This is a genomic window from Streptomyces sp. B6B3 (assembly GCF_039871525.1).
Lineage (GTDB): Bacteria > Actinomycetota > Actinomycetes > Streptomycetales > Streptomycetaceae > Streptomyces.
In genome coordinates this window covers 264061-284045 of the sequence record NZ_JBDPLU010000005.1, presented here as the reverse complement: position 1 = coordinate 284045, position 19985 = coordinate 264061, and the positions used below count along the sequence as shown (strand labels likewise).

Here is a 19985-nt window from a genome sequence, read left to right as displayed (position 1 = left end):
CTCGGCTACGGTCCCGCGCATGAGTGGGATGGGTGGGGCCGGCCGGGATGCCGCCGGGGGAGCGAACGAGGTGCGCGGGCGGGTGGTGCGGATGCTCGGCGACTACGTGGCGCTGGCGCTGCGGCAACGCGCGTTCGAGGAGTTGTTCCGCGTCCGGGTGCTGCACGCCGGCTACCAGCTGCGGGAGGTGGTCGAGGAGCGGCGGCGGCTGGCGGCCGAATGCGACCGGATCAGGGCCGGCATCGCGCGGGGGGCGTACCGGGACGCCGCGGAGGTCGCCGCCGACGCCCGGCGGGCGCTCGTCCCGCCACCCGGCCCGGACGCCGGCGCGGACGCCGATCCGGACGCCGATCCGGACGCCGCACCGGCGCCGGGCGCGGCGACGTTCGGCCGTCCCGCGGACGACGCGGGCCTGGACGAGTCCACCCGCCGGCGGATACTGCGGGAGTTCCGGCGCATCGTGCTGCCCGGCGTGCACGCCGACACCTCCGACGCGCCCTTCGAGGCGTTCGACGCGGCGCACGCCGCCTACCGGGTCCGGGACTACGTGCTGATGGAGTCGTTCGTGATCCGGCACCGCGGCGAGCTCGGCCGCGCCGAGGCGGCCGACCGGCTGGCCGAGTACCGGGCGGCGGCCGGGCGGCTGCGCCACCGGCTGGGCCTGCTCCGCGCGGAGTGCAGCCCCGCGGAACTGGCGGACGACGGCGGGGTCAGGCGCCGGATCGAGGAGCGGTCCCGGGAGATCGGCCGGGCGATCGACGCGGAGTCCGAACAGGTGCTGCGCCTGCGCGGCTACCTGACCACCCTCGTCGACCGCGGCCGCCTGCGGGGAGGGGTCCCCGGGCCCGGCGGGCATGCTGAGGGTCCGGGGAACAGCCCGGGTGTTCTCAGGAACGGAGACGGATCATGGTGAACGGCCTCGGCAGCCTCGCCCGCCTGTCGCCCGACCGCGCGCCGGGGGCGCCGGGCACGCTCCTCGCCCGCTCCACCATGGGCAACCTCCGGGTCCCGCCGCGCCCCGAGCGGATCATCAGGTTCGGGCGGAACGCGCCGGAGTTCGACACCGAGGTCCATCTGGCGGTGGGCGTGGACGACGCGCGGGTCAGCCGCCGGCACGGCGAACTGACGTTCCGGGGCGGAAACTGGTGGCTGCGCAACACCGGCCAGCAGCTCGTCCGGCTGCCCGGCGGGCAGCGGATGCACGCCAGCACCGAGCCCATCCCGCTCGCCTCCGGCTACACCCCGGTGTTCGTGCAGGGCACCGGCTACCGCGAGCATCTCGTCGAGCTGTTCGTGACCGGACACGAGACCCGCCGCACGGCCCCGCCGCCCGGCTCCCCCACGCTGCCGCCCGAGCGGTGGCCGCTCAGCGACGACGAGCGGCTGCTCCTGGTGACGCTCGGTCAGGACTACCTGCGCTACACCGCGGATCCGCGGCCCTGGCCGTACTCCCAGGCGTCCCGGCTGCTCGCGGTGCTGCGTCCCGGCGAGATCTGGAGCGAACGCCGGATCGAGGGCCGGGTGGCGACGGTCCGCAAGCGCCTGCACGAGAGCGGACGCTTCCCGTACAAGGTGATGCTCGGGGAACACGACCCCTGCGACAACAACCTGCTGCACAACCTGCTCACCGGCCTGGTCGCGTCGACCACCCTGGTCCCCCCCGACCTGGACCTGCTGGACTGACGCGGCCGCCCACCCCACCGACTCGCGGTACCGGTCCCGGCCGGTCGTGGTTAGAGTCCCGGCCGATCCTGGGGCAGAGGTGGGCGGAGGGTGACGACGATGGCGGACAAGTCGCTGCGGCCGGGCCGGGCCCGGTCGGCGTCGCGAAACGAGGTGCGGGAGCAGATGCGTCGCTTCCTGCGGGACCCGGAGCACGAGCCGGCCGACCACGGGCCGCCGCGGCCCGGAGCGGGGAGTCCGACGGACGCCCCGGTGTGGGAGTCGCTGACCACCCGGGACGGGCTGCCGCACGACTGGATCTACGACCTCTTCGCCGACTCCACGGGCGCCGTCTGGGTGGGCACCTGGGGCGGCGGCCTGGCCCGCCGCGACGACGGCGGCTGGCGCGTCTACACCCAGGCGGACGGGCTGGCCAGCGCCGCCGTGACCTGCGTCCGCGAGGACCCGTACGGCGGGATCTGGGCGGCCACCAGCGCCGGACTGTGCCGGCTGGAGGGCGAGCGGTTCGTGGACGCGGGGCTGACCGGCAGCAGCCTGCTGACCATCTGCTTCGACGACGCGGGCCGGCTCTGGGCCGGCGCCTGGCGGGCCAGCAGGACGGGCGGCGGACTGCACCTGCTGCGCCCCAGGGACGCCTCCGGCGCCGGCCGGTGGCAGGCGTTCGGCAGCGGCGACGGACTCCCGGGCCTGGAGATACTCCGGATCCTCCAGGACTCCCGCGGCCACCTCTGGGTCGGCACCTACGACCGGGGCCACGGCGCCGGGGTCGGCCGCTTCGACGGCCGGCGCTGGCGGGCCTTCAACCGGGCCGACGGGCTGGCCGGCGACTGCGTCTACGCGATGGCCGAGGATCGGGACGGGCACCTGTGGTTCGGCACCACCGAGGGCGTCTCGGTCTTCGACGGCGCGCGCTGGCGGCGCGTCACCCGCCGCGACGGGCTGGTCGACGACCGGGTCTACGCCGTCACCGTCGACGACCGGGGCGCGCTCTGGTTCGGGACCGAGGGCGGGGTCAGCCGCTTCGACGGCGCCACCTGGACGTCGTTCACCCGGGAGGACGGGTTGGTGGAGAACCTGGTGCGGACCATCGCCCAGGACCGCGAGGGCGCCCTGTGGTTCGGCACCTACCCCTACGCTCGGGACCGCGGCGGCATCAGCATCGCCCGGTCCGCCGGCGCCGCCGCCCGGTCCCTCACCGCGCCCGCCGCGCCCGCCGCGCCCGCCGCGCGCGGCCCGCGCCGGCTGCCCGGCGGATGACGGCGGCTGTTCGGGGTCAGGGCTGGAGCTCGGGCGGCAGGGTGCGCTGCGCGTCCACCGCGTCGACGCGTTCCAGCTCGCCCCACACCACGTACCGGTGCTCCGAGGTGAGGATGGGGGTGCAGGTGGTGAGGGTGATGTAGCTGCCCGGCTCGTCGCGCCCCGACTCCTCGGGGATCGGGGCGAGCACGCCGGTGTTGTACTTCGAGGTCTCCGGGAGGATGGCGAAGGCGCGGTAGACGTACCAGCTGTTCCGCGTCTCGAAGACGATCGCGTCGCCCTCCTCGATCTCGTGGATGTTGTGGAACTTCGCGCCGTGGCCGTCCCGGTGGGCGGCGAGCGAGAAGTTGCCCTCCTGCTGCCAGGGCATGGCGGACTCGACCGGCTCGTCGTAGTACCCGGCGACGCCGCCGTTCAGGATGCCGGTGTCGACGCCCTCCTTGACCAGGATGACGTCGTCCGTCATGGCCGGCACGTGCAGGAAGCCGATGCCGTCGGCCGGGTCGTAGGTCCGCGGCTCGGTGGTGTCGTCGCCGTCGTCCGGGGTGCTCTCCCACTGCTCGTGCAGGGCGTTGCTGTCCCGTTTGGCCTCCTGGTTGGCGACGACGTTCGTCCACCAGAGGGAGTAGACGACGAACAGGGCGAGGACCACGCCGCCGGTGATCAGCAGCTCGCCGACCACCCCGATGACGGCCGCCACCCGGCGCCGGGTGCGGCTCACCGCCGGAGGTGCCGTCCGCTCGTCGGCGCCCGCGGCGTCACCGTCCCGGTCGGTCGCCTCGTCCGTCGCCTCGTCCGTCGTCACGTCGTCGTCGGCGTCGTGGGTGGCGGCGTCGGCGGCGTTGGCGTCGGCGGCGTCGTCCACCGTCTCGTGGCCGTCGTCGGGCTTACGCGTCTGTTCCGGCACCGCCGGTGTCCTCCGCTCCGGATCAGCTGATGAGGGCATCGGGCTTGCCTTCCGCGCGCGGACGTTCGTCGACCATCTGTCCCCAGACGATAAGACGGTACGTGGAGGTGAATTCCGGCGTGCAGGTGGTGAGGGTGACATACCGCCCGGGCTCGTCGAAACCCCCCTGCGTCGGGACGGGGTCGAGCACGTCCGTGTTGGACGGCGAGGTGGAGTCGAGCCGGCTGGCCACCTCGTAGGTGTAGAACGCGTCCTCGGTCTCGATGACGATCGCGTCGCCCGGCTCCAGCCGGTTGATGTAGCGGAACGGCTCGCCGTGCGTGTTCCGGTGCCCGGCGAGGCCGACGTTGCCCTCCTCGTCCCAGGGCATGGCGGTGGGCAGGCCGTCCTCCTCCGAGTAGTGCCCGACCATCCCGTTGTCCAGGACCTCGCTCTCGTCCGTGGTCTCGGCGATCGGCACCACCACGTCGAGCGAGGGGATGTAGAGCACCGCGAAGCCCTCTCCCGGGGAGAACTCGCCCGGGTCCCGCGCCTGCTCCTCCGCGCTGGCGTCCGGGTTGTCCCAGGACTCCTGGAGCTCCGCGCGCTCCCGGTTCGCGTGCGCCTTCGCCTCGATGTTGGTCCACCAGAGCTGGTAGACGACGAAGAGCATCATCAGCACGCCGGTGGTGATGAACAGCTCGCCTATCACGTTGCTGATCGCGGTGCCGGTCTGCTTGGCCGCCTTGGCCGCGGCCTTGGCGGCCTTGCGGCGGGCGGCGCGGCCGGCGTCGGGCGGCGGTTCGGGAACCCGGGGTGGCGGGCCGGTACGGGCGGCCCTGCGGCGGGCGGCGCGGCCGCCCTCGGGGTGCCCCGGCGGTGCCGCGGCGGTCTCCGCCGGGGCGCCGCCGTGCTTCGCGGCCCTGCGGCGGGCGGCGCGACCGCCGTCGGGCGGCCGGACCGGAGCCTCGGCGTCCGTGCCGGGGTCGGCGTCGTCCCCCGACGTGCCGGGCGTGGGCCGGCCGCGGGCCAGGTGGGTCGGGCGGCGCAGCCCGACGGTCTCCGGATCGCCCGGCTCCGTCGGGTACCCGACGGCCGCTCCGTACTCGGCCGACGCGCCGGTGACGGGGGCGCCTCCCAGGCTCTCAGGGCCGGGGAGAGGGTCCGCGCCGGGGTCGGGGTGCCAGCCCGCGCCGGCGTCGGCCGGATATCCGGCGGACGCCTCGTACCCGGCGGCGCCGCCGAGCCCGGCCTGGTCGCCGACACCGTCGTTGTGGTAGCCGCCGTGGTCGGCCCCGTACCCGGCGGCGTACTCGGTGGCGTACTCCGCGCCGGCGTCGTACCCGTAGCCCCCGGCGTCGGGGTATCCGGCCGACGGCTGCCCGCCGCCGGGCAGGGGATCGTTGAGCGGATCGTTGAGTGAGTGGATCGCGGCCTCGTACGCACCCGGCTCGGGATAGGCGGCCTCCTCGGACCCCCATCCCGCCCCGTCGTCCGGGCGCGACGTGGTCACGCCGCGGGCTCCTGCTGGCCGGTCCGTCCCACCACCGGGGCCAGCCCGTGGGAGCGCTGGACGGCGCCGGCGTCACCGCAGCCGGCGAGCCAGTTGGCCAGCATCCGGTGGCCGCCCTGGGTGAGCACGGACTCGGGGTGGAACTGCACCCCCTCGATGGGCAGCTCCCGGTGCCGCAGGCCCATGACCACGCCCCGGCCGGTGGTCCGGGCGGTGACCTCGAACGCGTCGGGCACCGTGCCCTCGGCCACCGCGAGCGAGTGGTACCGGGTGACGGTGAGCGGCGTGGGCAGCCCGGCGAACACGCCCGCCCCGGCGTGCGTCACCTCTGAGGTCTTGCCGTGCAGCAGCTCGGGCGCCCGGCCGACCACGCCGCCGTACGCCACCGCCATGGCCTGCAGGCCGAGGCACACGCCGAAGACCGGGGTGCGGGTGGTGGCGCAGTGCCGCACCATGTCGATGCAGACGCCCGCCTGCTCGGGGGCCCCGGGGCCGGGTGAGAGCAGCACACCGGCGAAGCCGCCGTCGGCGACGTGCCGCGGGGTGACCGCGTCGTTGCGCAGCACCTCGCATTCGGCACCGAGCTGGTAGAGGTACTGGACCAGGTTGTAGACGAAGCTGTCGTAGTTGTCGATGACGAGGATGCGCGCGCGGGGCTGGGGCGGTGCTGCGCTGGACATGGACGGCGGCTCCTGGTGGGATCAGTCTTCGACGGCCGCGTCGCCGAACGGCAGGATCGGCTCGGCCCACGGGAACACGTACTGGAAGAGCAGGTAGATCACCCCGAGCACCAGAACCACAGAGATCAGCGCTCGGACCAGGACGTTGCCCGGCAGGTGCCGCCAGATCCAGGCGTACATGGCTTCACGCCCCTCCTTCCGTCCCGCGCGTCCGCGTGTGCCCCAAGCGTACGACGAGCGGCCGAATCACCCGAGTCCTTCAGGGCATTGGCCGCCGGGCCACCCCGGGGCTCCTTTATCGGCCGGGGAAGCACTACGCTAACGGACGATCCCCCAGCTACGCGCTGCGAAGGTGATCAGCCAGCGGTCAGACACTGATCAGACAGTGTGGTCGGGCAGCGCGATCGACAGGAGAGCCCCTCGTGCCGAAGTCCAGGGTCCGGAAGAAGAAGGCAGACACGTTCACCCCGCCGGAGAAGCGGCAGGCCACCAAGATCGATATGCGGACGGGCCGCCGCTGGGTGGCCCCGTTGATGCTGGCGATGTTCGCGATCGGACTCGCCTGGATCGTGGTGTTCTACGTCACCCAGGGCGATCTGCCGGTGGACGCCCTCGGGAACTGGAACATCGTGGTGGGCTTCGGCTTCATCGCGCTGGGTTTCGTCGTGTCCACCCAGTGGAAGTGACGGGCGTCACGCTGCGTCAGAGTTATCCACAGGTTGGCAGGAGATCGTAAGAACTGTGTGGATAACTCGCCGGTCGCGGCCGGCTCGGCCCCCCGTGCGACGACCGATCGCTTCGTCCTGACCTGCGGAAACGTCACTTCGAACGGCCGGTCGAGGCGTCCGTCCACCCCCTGCACAAGATCCAGCACCGGCTGTGGATAACTGGCGGTCAGCGTCACGAGGATGGCCGAGGGTGGTCGTGGGTGGACCGTCGTGGGTGGACCGTGGGTGGACCTGAGTGGTGCCGGGTGGCCGCGAACGGCCGTGCGCCGGGCCGTGGCTGGGCGTGGACGGTGCGGGCTCAGCCCAGCAGCTGGACGGTCCTGATGACGCAGGCGACGACGATGACCAGCAGCAGCGCGACGCAGGCGCCGACCTGGACCAGCGTCCGGCGCTCCCGCGGCGCGTGCACCATGGCGATGGCCAGCAGCGTCCCGGCCACCAGCCCGCCGATGTGCCCCTGCCACGAGATGTTGCCCCAGGTGAAGGTCAGCACGAGGTTGATGGCCAGCAGCACCGCGATCGGGCGCATGTCCTGGCGGAGCCGGCGCACCAACACGGCCGTGGCGCCGAAGAGGCCGAAGATGGCGCCCGAGGCGCCGAGCGAGCCCTGGTTCTGTGCGGCCAGCAGATAGGCCAGGGTGCTGCCGGCGAGCGCCGAGATCAGGTACACCGCGAGATACCTGGCGCGGCCGAGGGTGGCCTCCAGAGGCGGTCCGAGGAACCACAGGGCCAGCATGTTGAAGCCGATGTGCCAGAGCTCCTGGTGCAGGAACGCGGCGGTCAGCATGCGGTACCACTCGCCGGACGCCACGCCGACCCAGTCGCCGGTCTCCGGGTCCCAGGCGTAGCCCAGCATGTCGAGCTCGGCCAGGAAGCGGTCGCCGCCGACCAGTCCGCCGACGAAGACCACGGCGTTGATCGCGATCAGGATCTTGGTGACCAGCCGGGGGTCGCCGGCGATCGTGCCGCCGGCGAGGGTACGCGGCTGGCTGGCCCGCCCGGCGCGGGTGGCGGTGGCGCCGTGCACGCATTCGGGGCACTGGTAGCCGACCGACGCGGAGATCATGCAGTCGGGGCAGATGGGACGCGCGCAGCGGGCACACGTGATGCCGGTCTGCCGGTCCGGGTGTCGGTAACAGTTCGCGACCCCCGGCTGCGGCGGCTGCTCGTGCGCTTGAGCCATCGTGTCCCTCCGCGTACCGCGTGCCGAGCGCGCTCGGGGCGCACTCCGGCCCCCTGATGCTACGGACAGGGGGCCGGAATGGTTCCCGCGGGGTCGGGCTCGGGTCGGCGACCCGGCCCGGAGTCAGCCCTGACGGGTCTCGATGGTGACCGACTCGATGACGACCTCCTGGACGGGGCGGTCCGTGCGGCTGTCCGTCGGCGCGTTGGCAATGGCGTCCACCACCTTCTGGCCGTCGACGCTGGTGACCTCGCCGAAGATGGTGTGCTTGCCGGTCAGCCAGCTGGTCGGCGCGACGGTGATGAAGAACTGCGAGCCGTTGGTGCCGGTGCCGCTCGGGCCGGGGCCCGCGTTCGCCATCGCCAGCAGGTACGGCTTGGTGAAGCCGAGGTCGGGGTGGATCTCGTCCTCGAACTGGTAGCCGGGGCCGCCGGTGCCGTTGCCCAGCGGGTCCCCGCCCTGGATCATGAACCCGCTGATCACCCGGTGGAAGACGGTGCCGTCGTAGAGCCGCTCGGCGGACTTCACTCCGGTCTCGGGGTTGACCCACTCGCGGGAGCCCTCGGCGAGCTCCACGAAGTTCTTCACGGTCTTCGGCGCGTGGTTCGGGAAGAGGCGGACCTCGATGTCGCCGCGGTTGGTCTTCAGGGTGGCGTAGAGCTGCTCGGCCACGATTTACCTTCCGTCTACGTCAGTGACGGTTCACGATCCTGCCATGGGTACACGACACGCCGCGGTGTCGGATGCCCGTATCACGTGTGTAGATGCTCCGGAACCGGCATGATTTGCGCACGAGTGGACAAGACGAAAAGGCAGTACAAAACCTCAGCCAAGGAGGCGGGAGTGGTGAACCGCGAAGCGAAGCGAGGGGGCGTGCGGCAGGCCGTCGAGAAGGCGGCGCCCTATGCCGTGGCCGCCAAGAACGGCGCCCGGCAGGCGACGGCCTACGCGGCGCCCCGGGCCCGCCGCGCGGCGAGGGCGGCCCGGGTCGGCTACGACGAGCGGCTGCTTCCCCGGCTGGAGCAGGCGAAGTCTGCCGCCGGTCCCGCGAGCCGCAAGGCCAGGGCGCGCTCCGAGGCCGCGATGGCGGCCCTGCGGGCGGGCGTCACGCCCCGCGAGATCGCCAGCGTGGTCCGGCGCCGGGAGCGCAGGGCGCGCTGCGCCCGGTCGATGCGCCGCGCGGGCCTGGTCGCCGTGGCGGCGGCCGGCGCCTTCGCCGCGTGGAAGTGGTGGGAGCGGCAGTCGAGCCCGGACTGGCTGATGGAGCCGGCCCCGGCGACCGAGATGCCGCCCGAGGATGTGGAGGAGATGGCGGCCGAGATGGACGCGGACGCGACCCGCGAGGCCGGCTAGCCGGGCCGGACGCACCGAGGGCCGCTGCCGGACGGCAGCGGCCCTCAGGGCTGTCAGCGCTCCTGGCGGGAGCGGTGGATCACTCGTCGGTGGGCCGGCCGCCCTGGCCGAAGATGGAGCCACCGCCGCCGGGGTCGCCGGTGGCGCCGCCACCGTTCTCGACGCAGAAGACGTTCACCGTGCTGCCCTCGTCGACGAGCGTGCCGGCCGGCGGGTCCGTGGACTGCACCACGACCACGTCGGTCTGGCTGCACTGCAGCACGGGGTTGAGACCCAGGTCGCGCAGCGTCGGCTCGGCCACCTCGTAGTACGGCTGGTTGGCGAGGTCCGGCACCTGCACCTGCTCCGGCTCCGGCTCGGTCGTCTGGGACGGCACCGCGACGGTCAGCTCGACCACGCTGCCCGGCTGCGCCTGGGAGCCCGCGGTCGGGTTCTGCGCGATGACCTCGTTCTCCGCCCGGGAGTCGTCGGTCTGCGTCACCTGGGTGACCACGAACCCGGCGCCCTCCAGCTCGGCCTTGGCGTCCTCGTACTGCCAGCCGACGACGTCGGTCACGTCGACGCCCTCGACCTCGACGGCCACGGTGAGGGTGACGGTCTCGCCGGCTTCCAGCTCCTCGCCCTCCCCCGGGTCCTGCTCCAGGACGGTCTCGGGGTCCTCGGAGTCGGTCTCCTCCTCGTTCCGCTCCACCTCGAGGCCGAGGTCCTCCAGCTCACTCTCGGCCTCGTCGAAGGGCTTGCCGACCACGTCCGGCACCTCGACGGGCGCCGGTCCCTCGGACATGATCAGCTCGACGACCGAGTCCTCCGCTATCTCCGAGTTGGCCTCCGGGTTGGTCTCGCAGACCAGGCCCTCCTCCTGCTCGCAGGGCTTGCTGTCGCCCTCGCGCACCTGGAAGTGGCCGTTGGTGGCTGCCTCCTCCGCCTCCTCCAGCGTCATGCCGACCATGTTCGGCACCGTGACGCCGTCCTCCGGCGGATCGCCGCCGAACAGCGCGCGGCCGACGAAGATCGCGCCCACCAGCACCAGGATCGCGGCGAGCACCAGCAGGATCGTCGAGGTGTTGCGCCGGCGCTGGCGCCGGTCGGCCCGGCCGTTGTACCGGTCGTAGCCGTCGTCGTACCCGTTCGGGTCGGTGGCCGGCGGCATCATCGCGGTCTGCGGGTCGGTCGCCCGCAGCGCGGTGGTCGGCTGGTCGTCGTAGCCGTAGGGCACGGCGCCCATGCCGGCGGCCGCGACGGGGCGCCCGTCGAGGTAGGCCTCGATGTCGGCGCGCATCTCGTCGGCGCTCTGGTACCGGTAGTCCGGGTCCTTGACCAGGGCCTTCAGCACGATCGCGTCGACGTCCGAGGGGATCTCCGGATCGTAGACGCTCGGCGCCTGCGGCTCCTCGCGGACGTGCTGGTAGGCGACCGCCACGGGGGAGTCGCCGATGAACGGGGGCCGGACGGTCAGCAGCTCGTAGAGCAGACAGCCGGTCGAGTAGAGGTCGGACCGGGCGTCCACGGTCTCGCCCTTGGCCTGCTCGGGTGAGAGGTACTGGGCGGTGCCGATGACCGCGGCCGTCTGCGTCATGGTCATGCCGGAGTCGCCCATGGCCCGGGCGATGCCGAAGTCCATCACCTTCACCTGTCCGGTGCGGGTGAGCATGACGTTGGCCGGCTTGATGTCGCGGTGCACGATGCCGTTGCGGTGCGAGTACTCCAGGGCCTGGAGGATGCCGATGCACATCTCCAGGGCCCGCTCGGGCAGCAGCTTGCGCCCGGAGTGCAGCAGCTCGCGGAGCGTGGAGCCGTCCACGTACTCCATCACGATGTACGGGATGGAGATGCCGTCGACGTAGTCCTCGCCGGTGTCGTAGACGGCGACGATCGCGGGGTGGTTCAGGGAGGCGGCGGACTGCGCCTCGCGGCGGAACCGGGCCTGGAACGTGGGGTCGCGGGCCAGGTCGACGCGCAGCGTCTTGACTGCGACGGTGCGGCCGAGGCGCGTGTCGTGCGCGAGGTAGACCTCGGCCATGCCCCCGCGACCGAGCACCTGGCCGAGTTCGTACCGCCCGCCGAGGCGACGCGGCTCTTCCATGTTTCCAGCCCTCTCCGTTTGGTCCGGGCCGCACCCCCTGGGCAACCCACGGGGTCCGCGCCCTGGCTTACGGTACCCGCCGGGCGGGGACCACCCCGTCGTGGGTGGTCGGCCGATATCCAACCGGTATCGCGTCGATCCCCGCCCGGGCCGCTTGGCGCCGGTCCTGTGTATGACGTGTGTTCGCAGGGCTCGGTTGCGTCGGCCCGGGTGAACCGGCGGGTGAACGCGAGGGCGGGCGGGCCGGGCGCGCGGCGCCCGGGACCGGTCAGCTCTCGCTGTCCAGCACGGCCTCCATGACGTCCTGGGCGATGGGTCCGGCCAGCGCGCCGCCGCCGATCTCGTCCCGGTCCTCCGAGCCGTTCTCCACGACCACGGCGACCGCCACGGGGGAGCCGTCGTCCGTCATCGCGTAGGAGATGAACCAGGCGTAGGGCAGTTCCTCGTTGTTCAGCCCGTGCTGGGCGGTGCCCGTCTTGCCACCGACGGTGACGCCGCCGATCGCCGCCGACTCGCCGGTGCCCTCCTCCACGACGGTCTCCATCGCGTCCTGGAGCATCTGGGCGTTCTCCGCGCTCAGCGGCTCGCTGAGCTCCTGCGGGTCGTGCTGCTCGATGACGTCCAGGTTCGGCGCCACGAGCTGGTCCACCATGTACGGCTCCATCAGCACGCCGTCGTTGGCCACGGCCGAGGCGACCATCGCCATCTGCAGCGGGGTGGCCCGGTTGGACGCCTGGCCGATGCCGGCCATGGCGTTCTGCGGGCGGTTGTCCTCCGGGTAGACGCTCTCGGAGCTGCGCACCGGGACGAACTGCTCCTCGTTGTACCCGAACTCCTCGGCCATGGCCATCATGTCCTCGTTGCCGACCTGGTCGCTGAGGTTGGCGAAGACGGTGTTGCAGGACCACTGGAGCGCGACGCGGATCGAGGCGTCCTCGCAGCCGACGCCGTCGATCGGGTTGGGGATGTAGTTCTGCGGGAGGTCCTGGGTCTCCGGCAGGTGGTACGGGTCGGGCGTGTCGGTGCCCTCGTCCACGTCGTCCACCAGGCCGTTCTCCAGCGCGGCCGCCGCGGTGACCACCTTGAAGGTGGAGCCCGGCGGGTACGTCTCGCGCAGCGCCCGGTTGAGCATGGGCTGGTCCTCGGCCTCGTTCAGCGAGATCCACGCCTCCTCGTCCTCCGCGCCGTATCCGGCGAAGGAGGACGGGTCGTACGACGGGGCCGAGGCCATGGCGAGGATGGCGCCGGTGCGCGGGTCGATGGCGGCGACCGCGCCCTTGGCGTCGCCCGGCAGGTCCATCAGGCCCTGGTAGGCGGCCTCCTGGGCCGCGCCGTTCAGCGTGGTGACGACGTTGCCGCCGCGCTGGTCCTCGCCGGTGAGCATGTCGATGGTGTTGTCGAAGAACAGCCGGTCGTCGTCGCCGGTGAGGATGGAGTCGTTGATCGCCTCCAGCTGGCTGGCGCCGTACGCCTGCGAGGAGTACCCGGTGACCGGCGCCCACATCTCGCCGTCGGTCCAGGTCCGCTCGTACGCGAAGTCGGGGTCGTCGGTCTGCGCCGAACCGGTGATCGGCTCGCCGTCGACGATGATGTTGCCCCGCGGGTTGGCGTACCGCTCGATCGCGACCCTGCGGTTGTGCTCGTCGTTCTGCAGTTCGTCGGCCTGGACGAACTGGACCCAGTTGACGCGCACCAGCAGGGCGAGTATCAGCAGGCCGCAGAAGATCGAGACGCGACGCATGGGCTTGTTCATGTCCGGACCACCTGGGTCTCATCGGCCGCCATCGAGGGGGCCGGCGCGGGTGCGGGTCGTCGGGCGGTGTCGCTGATGCGCAGCAGGAGCGCGATGAGGGCCCAGTTGGCGATGACGGACGAACCGCCCTGGGCCAGGAACGGCATGGTCATGCCGGTGAGCGGGATGAGGCCGGTGACGCCGCCGGCGACCACGAAGACCTGGATGGCGAACACCCCGGTGAGGCCGATGGCCAGCAGCTTGCCGAACGGGTCCCGGGTGGCCAGCGCGGTGCGCAGGCCGCGCTCGATGAGCAGGCCGTAGAGCAGGATGATCGCCATCAGGCCGACCAGGCCGAGCTCCTCGCCGACGGTGGCGAGGATGTAGTCGCTCTTGGTCGCGATGCCGCCGATGAGCCGGGAGTACCCCTGGCCGAGCCCCGAGCCCATCAGCCCGCCGGAGCCGAAGGCGTACATGGACTGGGCGGTCTCGGTGACGCCGCCGTTCACCGTGGCCAGCGGGTTGAGCCAGTTGTCCACCCGCTCCTCGACGTGGGCGTTGGTGCTGGCCACGAAGACGGCGCCGGAGGCGGAGAGCAGCAGGCCGAAGATGATCCAGCTGGTGCGCTCGGTGGCGACGTAGAGCATCACCACGAAGATGCCGAAGAACAGCAGCGAGGTGCCGAGGTCGGTCTCGAAGACGAGGATCATCAGGCTGATGAGCCAGATGACGACGATCGGCCCGAGGTCACGTCCGCGCGGCCAGTACAGGCCCATGAAGCGCCGGCTGGCCAGGGCCAGCGCGTCGCGCTTGACCATCAGGTAGCCGGCGAAGAAGACGGCGATGACGATCTTGGCGAACTCGCCCGGCTGCAGCGAGCCGACGCCCGGGATGTCGATCCAGATGCGGGCGCCGTTGACCTCCGTGCCGAGCGGGGTGATCGGGGCGACCAGCAGGACCAGCGCCAGCACCATCGAGATGTAGGTGTACCGCTGCAGGATCCGGTGGTCCTTGAGGAAGACCAGCACGCCGAGGAACAGCGCGACGCCCAGGGTCGACCAGATCAGCTGGTCGGCGGCCATCGGGCCGCCGAGCGCGTCGGTCGTGATGGTGGGCTCCTGGTCGAGGCGCCAGATGAGGACCAGGCCCATGCCGTTGAGCAGGGTGGCGATGGGCAGCATCAACGGGTCGGCGTAGCGGGCGAAGCGACGCACCACGAGGTGCGCGACGCCGGCCATCAGCCCGAGCCCGAGCCCGTAGCCGAGCATGCCGGCGGGCAGCTCCTCGTCCATCGCCAGCCCGACGTTGGCGTACGCCAGCACCGGGATGAGCACGGCGAAGACGAGCAGGGCCAGCTCGGTGTTGCGGCGGCTGGGGAGGCCGCCGGTGGAGACTGTGGTGTTACTGGTGTTGGCGCTCATGTCGTCACTCACTCGACACTACGTTCCGCACTGGCGGGCGAGTTCCCGTTGGTTGTCGTTGAGCGGTGGGGTCTCCGGGGCGGAGGTCGAGCCGCCGTCCTGGTTGCCGCCGTCCTGCTCCGTGCCGTCCTCGTTCGACGAACCGCCGGGCGCCTCCGGGTCCGTCTCGCCGTCCTGCTGGGAGTCCGGGTTCTCGGTTTCGCCGGGGTTCTCGGTCTCGCCCGGCTCGGTCGGCGGGTTCTGCCCCTCCTGGGCCTCCTCGGCCTCGCGCTGCTCGTCCAGGAGCCTGCAGGTCTCGGCCTGGTCGGCGAGCTCGCCGATCCGCTCGTCGACCTCGTTCAGGGAGACGGTGATCGTCTCCTCGACCTGGTTGCGCTTGAAGGCGGGCAGGTACTCCAGCTCGATCTCGGGGTGGTCCTTCTCGATGCTGCTGAGGCTTATCGGGCCGAGGTCCTGGCTGACGCCGCGGTAGAGCGCCACATGGTCGCCGTTGGCGCCGATGTAGTACTGGTCCTGGGTCCAGCCGTAGGCGGCGTAGGTGCCGCCGGCCAGCACGACCAGCGCCAGCGCGATGAGCGCGACCCGCTTCCAGGTGCGCCGGCGTTCGGGGCGCGCGGGGAGGTAGTCGTCCTCGCTGAACGCGCCGAACGAGCCGAGGTGTCCGTTGCCGCCGTCGGGCAGCGGGGGCGGCGGGGCCGGCCGGCCGAGGCCGGCGGCGCGGGAGGCGGGGGTCTGGGCGCCCGGGTCGTCGCCGGACCGCTGGGCCTGCGACTCGGCGACGGCGCCGACCACCTGGGGCGCGTCGGAGAGCTGGCGGGCGAGGGTGTCGCCCTCCTGGGTGTCCATGTCGAGGACGTCGGCCACGATGCAGGTGACGTTGTCCGGGCCGCCGCCGCGCAGGGCCAGCTCGATGAGCTCCCTGATGGTGTCCTGGGGCGGGGCGAACGTGGCCAGCGCCTCGCGCATCGTGTCGTGGCTGACCACCCCGGACAGGCCGTCGGAGCACAGCAGGTACCGGTCGTGCGGGCGGACCTCGCGGATCGACAGGTCGGCCTCGATGTGGTCGGCACTGCCCAGTGCCCGCATCAGCAGTGAGCGCTGCGGGTGGGTGGTGGCCTCCTCCTCGGTGATCCGCCCCTCGTCCACCAGCCGCTGCACCCAGGTGTGGTCCTGGGTGATCTGGGTCAGCTCGCCGTCCCGCAGCAGGTAGGCGCGTGAGTCGCCGACGTGCACCAGGCCCAGGCGTTGACCGGTCCACAGCAGGGCGGTGAGCGTGGTGCCCATGCCCTCCAGCCGGGAGTCCTCGGCGACCATCGCGCGGAGCTGCGCGTTGGCGCGCTGCACGGAGTCGTCGAGGGAGGTGAGGATGTCGGAGCCCGGGATGTCGTCGTCGAGCTGGACGAGGGCGGAGATGACCTCGGAGCTGGCGACCTCACCGGCCGCCTGGCCACCCATGCCGTCCGCGATGGCCAGCAGCCGGGGGCCGGCGTAGCCGGAGTCCTCGTTGTGGTCGCGGATCATGCCGACATGGGAGCCGGCGGCGAAACGCAGCGACAGGCTCATGCGCGACCGTCCCCCCTTCCGGTCGGTCCTTTCGCTCCGGTCAGTCCGGTCGTCATAGGGGTCGGACCTACTTCCGCAGCTCGATGACGGTCTTGCCGATGCGGATCGGCGCGCCGGGTGGGATGGGAGTGGGGGTGGTCAGTCGCGTCCGGTCCAGATAGGTGCCGTTGGTGGAGCCCAGATCCTCGACGATCCACTGACCGTCCCGGTCGGGGTAGATCCTGGCGTGCCGGCCGGAGGCGTAGTCGTCGTCGAGGACGATGGTCGAGTCGTGTGCCCGGCCGAGCGTAATGGTCTGCCCGGCGAGCGCGACAGTGGTTCCGGCGAGGGAACCCTCGCTGACGACGAGTTTGGTGGGGGCGCCGCGGCGCTGCCGGCCGCCGCGCGCCCGGGGCTGCTGCGGCGGGGGCGCCTGCTGGCGGCGTGGTGGGGGCTGCTGTTCGGGGCGGCGGACGGCGGCCCGCTGGGTGACGCGGGTGCCGAAGAGGTCGCTGCGGATGACCTGCACGGCCACGATGACGAACAGCCACAGGACGGCCAAGAAGCCCAGTCTCATGACCGTCAGGGTCAGCTCTGACATTGCCCCCCGCTTACCCTTCGGCTTGCCGGTAGATGACGGTGGTGCTGCCCACGACGATGCGGGAGCCGTCGCGGAGCGTAGCGCGTTTGGTGTGCTGCCCGTCCACCACGATGCCGTTGGTGGAGCCGAGGTCGCGGACCGTGGCGGGCTGCGTGGCCTGGATCTCGCAGTGCCGGCGGGAGACGCCGGGGTCGTCGATCCGCACGTCGGCCTCGGTGCTGCGGCCGATCACCAGGGTCGGGCGGGAGATCTGGTGGCGGGTGCCGTTGATCTCGATCCAGCGGCGGACGCGGGTCTGCGGGCGCTGCCCGTACGCGGGGGAGGCGGGTGGGTACCCGGGGGAGGCGCTGGGGGCACCTCCCGGGCTGCCCGGGCCCGCGGGAGGCTGGCCGGGGGGCGGCCCGGCCGGGTAGCCGTAGCCGCCGGCCCCGGGCGCCGGGGAGGGCGGCGCGGCGGGCTGCTGCGGCGGGCCGCCGTAGGTCGGGGCGGCGGGTCCGGAGCCGGGGGAGCTGGCGGCCAGGGTGCGGCTGCGCACCCGGTACAGGCCGGTGTCCAGGGACGCGGCCTGCTCGAGGTGCACCTTGATCTCGCCCATGAACGTGTACCGCTGCTGCTTGGCGTACTCCCGGACCATGCCGGCGAGTTCGTCGCCCAGCTGGGCGGCGTAGGGGGCGAGGCGCTGGTAGTCGCCGGAGCTCAGCTCGACGATGAAGTCGTTGGGGACCACGGTGCGTTCGCGGTTCCAGATGGTCGCGTTGTTGTCGCATTCGCGCTGCAGTGCGCCGGCGATCTCGACCGGCTGCACCTCGGACTTGAAGACCTTCGCGAAGGTGCCGTTGACGAGGCCCTCCAGTCGCTGTTCGAAGCGCTTCAGTACTCCCATGGTGCACCTCCTCTTCCGACGTTCTCCGACGTCCCGGCGCGCGGCTTGCTGGTAGTGCTTACTGATCGTATCCACGCGCGAGACGATCAGCCGGTTCCCCTCCGGAGCCTTCCCCGGATCGTAGGGCGGAGCCTCGCAACAGTGTCCCGCATGTGGGGAGGGAATGGGGTCGGGAGGGGGTGAGGATGCGGAGACGAGGGGGAGACGGCTGAGGTGGGAGGGCCCTTCGGCGCCCCGAGCGACGGTGCGGAACGCAGGTGAGGGCACTGTCCCGGGCGTGTTAGCCTTTTGATGTCGGCGGCGCTCCACCGGGTGTGGGGTTGCTCACGGCCGACGCCCACGCGCGGGTGGCGGAATAGGCAGACGCGCTGGATTCAGGTTCCAGTGCCCGAAAGGGCGTGGGGGTTCAACTCCCCCCTCGCGCACACTGAGAGAGATCCCTGGTGACAGGGGTCTCTCTTTTTTTCGAGAGCCTTCGAGAGCCTTCGGGGTTCTCCGGCGTTGTCGGGGATCCCCGCGGCCCGTCGGCGCGCCGGTCGCCAGAAGGGGCGCAGCGGGGGGACCGCGTCGCCGGCGAGCGCGCGGATGACGGCGGCGAGCTCGGCCCGCGGCATCAGCAGCCCGGCCTCCGCGAGGCGCGCGGCGAGCTGGGTCTCCAGGTCGTGCAGCTCCCGGCCGGCGACGGCGAGATGGCGCTCCGCGCGCCCGGTGAGCACGACGAGCTTGCGCCGCCCGCCCGCGGGGTGCGGCCGGCGCTCCAGGTAGCCGCGCGCGACCAGGTCGTCGACGATCTGTCCGGCCGCCTGTTCGGTGACGCCGAGCCGTTTGCTGAGCGAGACCGAGGAGCGGACGACCGGGACGGCGGCGGGGATGACGTACGGCCTGGCCGGGCCGAGTCGGGGCAGCGCCGAGGCGTGCACCACGGGGGCACCTCCCGGGCGAAGTCTGGGGGAGGGTCGACGCCGGCCGGGCGGTGATCCTGCCGGCGGCGTGGTCCGCCGGGTGACCGCGCTCGGCGGTCCGGCCGAGGCCCTGGTGGTGATGCCTTGGGTCCGCGGCGGGGCGTTGACCGGGTCGGTGCGGAGGGTGATTTGTACGCTAATCATGGAAAAGCGCATGAGGTCGCGACCGCGCGTTTTACGTGATTTCCCATTTTTCTTCTGTCATGGTTTTCACCGCCTGCCGGGTGCCCGGCACTGGGGTCAGAAAGGGTGAGCCATGCGTAAGTCCTGGAGTCGGTTCGCGCTGTGCGCGATCGCCGTCCTCGCCGCCTGCGGGCTGTTGCCGAACGGCGCGGCAGCGGCCGGCGAGGAGACGGAGGTGGCCTTCGCGGAGCGGTACCGGGAGGTCCTGCACGGCGGGATCACCAGCACCGCGAACTCCGTCATCACCTGCGGCGAGGCCGTCACCGCCGACGCGACGCCGTGCGCCGAGACGCAGCGCGGTTCGGACGGGCGCGGCGGCGAGTACGACATGACGTACATCGACGTGGACTCCGACCCCAACACCTACAACTCCAGCCGCGCCGAGCTCACCCTGCCCCCGGGCGCCGAGGTGGCCCACGCCCGGCTCTACTGGGGCGCCAACATCCGCGTCGGCGAGCAGAAGCCGCCGGAGGACAACGGGCGGGTGCTGATCGCCGAGCCGAACGGCGCCTACAAGGAACTGCTCGCCGACTCCGTCATCGGCCACCACGACGCCGGCGCGTACGAGAGCTTCTCCGCGTCCGCCGACGTCACCGCGCTGGTCCGCCAGGCCGGCGCCGGCTCCTACACGGTGGGCCAGATCAACGTCGCCCGCGGCCACTCCGACACCGGCGGCTGGGGTGGCTGGGCGCTGGTGGTGGCCTACGAGGACGAGGACGAACCGCTGCGCGAGGTGGCGCTGCTCGACGGGTTCCAGGCGCTGGACGAGCCGGGCGAGGGGCTCGACCTGGCGGTGCCGGAACTGCGCACCGCCGCCGACGCCGGGGGCAGCCTCGGCGTGGTGGCGTTCGGCGGCGACCGGGGCCAGACCGGGGACTCGGTCAGCGTGTCCGGCGCGGGCGGCGCGGCGCGGCAGCTCACGGACTCCGCCAACCCGGCGACGGACGTGATGAACTCGACGATCGGCCACCTCGGCACCCCGACCGCCGCGCGGGAGCCCGCACACGCCAACACCCTCGGCTTCGACGCCGACGTCTTCGACGTCTCGCCCGCGCTGGCCGGCGGCGCCGACCGGCTCGGGATGCACTTCGCCAGCGGCGGCGACAGTTACCAGATCGGCGCGGTCTTCCTCCAGGCGGACGCGGCGGCCCAGGCCACCAGCCCCGCGAACCCGCGGCCGGCGGTACGGCCGGGACCGCGCTGACCGCGGCGCCGGGCCCGGTCCCCGGGCGGGAGCGGAGTGTTCCCCCCGGGACCAGGCCCGGCGCGCGGGTCGTTGAGCCGCGGCCCGCGCG

Annotated in this window: 18 protein-coding genes, 1 tRNA gene and 1 pseudogene; 7 read left to right on the top strand and 13 right to left on the bottom strand. The window is 72.4% G+C overall.

Annotated elements, in window-relative coordinates:
• Window positions 1-19 precede the first annotated feature (19 nt).
• The 3 genes from ABGB06_RS13750 to ABGB06_RS13740 all read left to right on the top strand — a co-directional run bounded on the left by ABGB06_RS13750 (window position 20) and on the right by ABGB06_RS13740 (window position 2940).
• Window positions 20-913 (top strand): hypothetical protein, encoded by an 894-nt coding sequence (locus ABGB06_RS13750; protein ID WP_347588822.1) that lies wholly within the window; start codon window positions 20-22, stop codon window positions 911-913.
• Window positions 907-1683 carry an FHA domain-containing protein gene (locus ABGB06_RS13745; RefSeq protein WP_347588820.1) on the top strand — a complete coding sequence of 259 codons (777 nt, stop codon included), beginning with the start codon at window positions 907-909 and terminating at the stop codon, window positions 1681-1683. The genes ABGB06_RS13750 and ABGB06_RS13745 overlap by 7 nt, the downstream gene beginning before the upstream one ends.
• Before the next feature lie 99 nt (window positions 1684-1782).
• Window positions 1783-2940 carry a two-component regulator propeller domain-containing protein gene (locus ABGB06_RS13740; protein ID WP_347589184.1) on the top strand — a complete coding sequence of 386 codons (1158 nt, stop codon included), beginning with the start codon at window positions 1783-1785 and terminating at the stop codon, window positions 2938-2940.
• A 16-nt stretch (window positions 2941-2956) separates the two neighbouring features.
• Here ABGB06_RS13740 and ABGB06_RS13735 read toward each other — a convergent pair whose 3' ends face one another.
• The 4 genes from ABGB06_RS13735 to ABGB06_RS13720 form a co-directional block, all read right to left on the bottom strand.
• The gene (locus ABGB06_RS13735) at window positions 2957-3661 is read right to left on the bottom strand and encodes a class E sortase (RefSeq protein ID WP_347589182.1); all 705 of its coding nucleotides are present in this window, start codon (window positions 3659-3661) and stop codon (window positions 2957-2959) included.
• 208 nt (window positions 3662-3869) lie between these two features.
• The gene (locus ABGB06_RS13730; protein WP_347588818.1) at window positions 3870-5339 is read right to left on the bottom strand and encodes a class E sortase; all 1470 of its coding nucleotides are present in this window, start codon (window positions 5337-5339) and stop codon (window positions 3870-3872) included.
• Window positions 5336-6019 (bottom strand): aminodeoxychorismate/anthranilate synthase component II, encoded by a 684-nt coding sequence (locus ABGB06_RS13725; RefSeq protein ID WP_347588816.1) that lies wholly within the window; start codon window positions 6017-6019, stop codon window positions 5336-5338. The genes ABGB06_RS13730 and ABGB06_RS13725 overlap by 4 nt, the downstream gene beginning before the upstream one ends.
• A 21-nt stretch (window positions 6020-6040) precedes the next feature.
• Window positions 6041-6199 carry a hypothetical protein gene (locus ABGB06_RS13720; protein WP_347588814.1) on the bottom strand — a complete coding sequence of 53 codons (159 nt, stop codon included), beginning with the start codon at window positions 6197-6199 and terminating at the stop codon, window positions 6041-6043.
• A gap of 242 nt (window positions 6200-6441) precedes the next feature.
• Here ABGB06_RS13720 and crgA point away from each other — a divergent pair, with 242 nt between their 5' ends.
• Window positions 6442-6705, top strand: a complete 264-nt coding sequence (crgA, locus tag ABGB06_RS13715; RefSeq protein ID WP_347588812.1) for a cell division protein CrgA — start codon at window positions 6442-6444, stop codon at window positions 6703-6705.
• 340 nt (window positions 6706-7045) lie between these two features.
• Here the strand turns inward: crgA and ABGB06_RS13710 are convergent, their stop codons facing one another.
• Together ABGB06_RS13710 and ABGB06_RS13705 are read right to left on the bottom strand one after the other, a co-directional pair.
• Entirely contained in the window at window positions 7046-7930 is an 885-nt protein-coding gene (locus ABGB06_RS13710; RefSeq protein ID WP_347588810.1) for a rhomboid family intramembrane serine protease, read from the bottom strand.
• 123 nt (window positions 7931-8053) lie between these two features.
• A complete protein-coding gene (locus tag ABGB06_RS13705; protein WP_347588808.1) occupies window positions 8054-8602 on the bottom strand; it encodes a peptidylprolyl isomerase in 549 nt (182 codons plus the stop codon).
• A 174-nt stretch (window positions 8603-8776) separates the two neighbouring features.
• On the opposite strand from ABGB06_RS13705, the gene ABGB06_RS13700 reads away from it, so the two are divergent.
• Window positions 8777-9283 carry a DUF5324 family protein gene (locus ABGB06_RS13700; RefSeq protein WP_347588806.1) on the top strand — a complete coding sequence of 169 codons (507 nt, stop codon included), beginning with the start codon at window positions 8777-8779 and terminating at the stop codon, window positions 9281-9283.
• Window positions 9284-9362: 79 nt separating this feature from the next.
• Here the strand turns inward: ABGB06_RS13700 and pknB are convergent, their stop codons facing one another.
• From pknB to ABGB06_RS13670, 6 genes are all read right to left on the bottom strand, one after another.
• Window positions 9363-11366, bottom strand: coding sequence for a Stk1 family PASTA domain-containing Ser/Thr kinase (gene pknB / locus ABGB06_RS13695; RefSeq protein ID WP_347588805.1), 2004 nt, complete (start codon window positions 11364-11366; stop codon window positions 9363-9365).
• Window positions 11367-11634: 268 nt separating this feature from the next.
• Window positions 11635-13119 carry a penicillin-binding transpeptidase domain-containing protein gene (locus ABGB06_RS13690; protein WP_347588803.1) on the bottom strand — a complete coding sequence of 495 codons (1485 nt, stop codon included), beginning with the start codon at window positions 13117-13119 and terminating at the stop codon, window positions 11635-11637.
• The gene (locus ABGB06_RS13685; protein WP_347588801.1) at window positions 13116-14519 is read right to left on the bottom strand and encodes an FtsW/RodA/SpoVE family cell cycle protein; all 1404 of its coding nucleotides are present in this window, start codon (window positions 14517-14519) and stop codon (window positions 13116-13118) included. Before ABGB06_RS13685 ends, ABGB06_RS13690 begins: the two co-directional genes overlap by 4 nt.
• Before the next feature lie 18 nt (window positions 14520-14537).
• Window positions 14538-16082 (bottom strand): protein phosphatase 2C domain-containing protein, encoded by a 1545-nt coding sequence (locus ABGB06_RS13680; RefSeq protein WP_347588799.1) that lies wholly within the window; start codon window positions 16080-16082, stop codon window positions 14538-14540.
• 67 nt (window positions 16083-16149) lie between these two features.
• Entirely contained in the window at window positions 16150-16662 is a 513-nt protein-coding gene (locus ABGB06_RS13675; protein WP_347588797.1) for an FHA domain-containing protein, read from the bottom strand.
• A 10-nt stretch (window positions 16663-16672) separates the two neighbouring features.
• Window positions 16673-17545: a DUF3662 and FHA domain-containing protein gene (locus ABGB06_RS13670; RefSeq protein WP_347588795.1), complete on the bottom strand. Its 873-nt coding sequence runs from the start codon at window positions 17543-17545 to the stop codon at window positions 16673-16675.
• Window positions 17546-17886: 341 nt separating this feature from the next.
• Between ABGB06_RS13670 and ABGB06_RS13665 the strand changes: the two genes are divergently transcribed.
• Window positions 17887-17970 (top strand) — tRNA-Leu (locus tag ABGB06_RS13665).
• A 114-nt stretch (window positions 17971-18084) separates the two neighbouring features.
• Here the strand turns inward: ABGB06_RS13665 and ABGB06_RS13660 are convergent.
• Window positions 18085-18390: pseudogene (locus tag ABGB06_RS13660) on the bottom strand (MarR family transcriptional regulator); the annotation flags it as partial.
• Between the two features lie 373 nt (window positions 18391-18763).
• Between ABGB06_RS13660 and ABGB06_RS13655 the strand changes: the two are divergent.
• Window positions 18764-19894: a DUF3344 domain-containing protein gene (locus ABGB06_RS13655; protein WP_347588793.1), complete on the top strand. Its 1131-nt coding sequence runs from the start codon at window positions 18764-18766 to the stop codon at window positions 19892-19894.
• Window positions 19895-19985 lie beyond the last annotated feature (91 nt).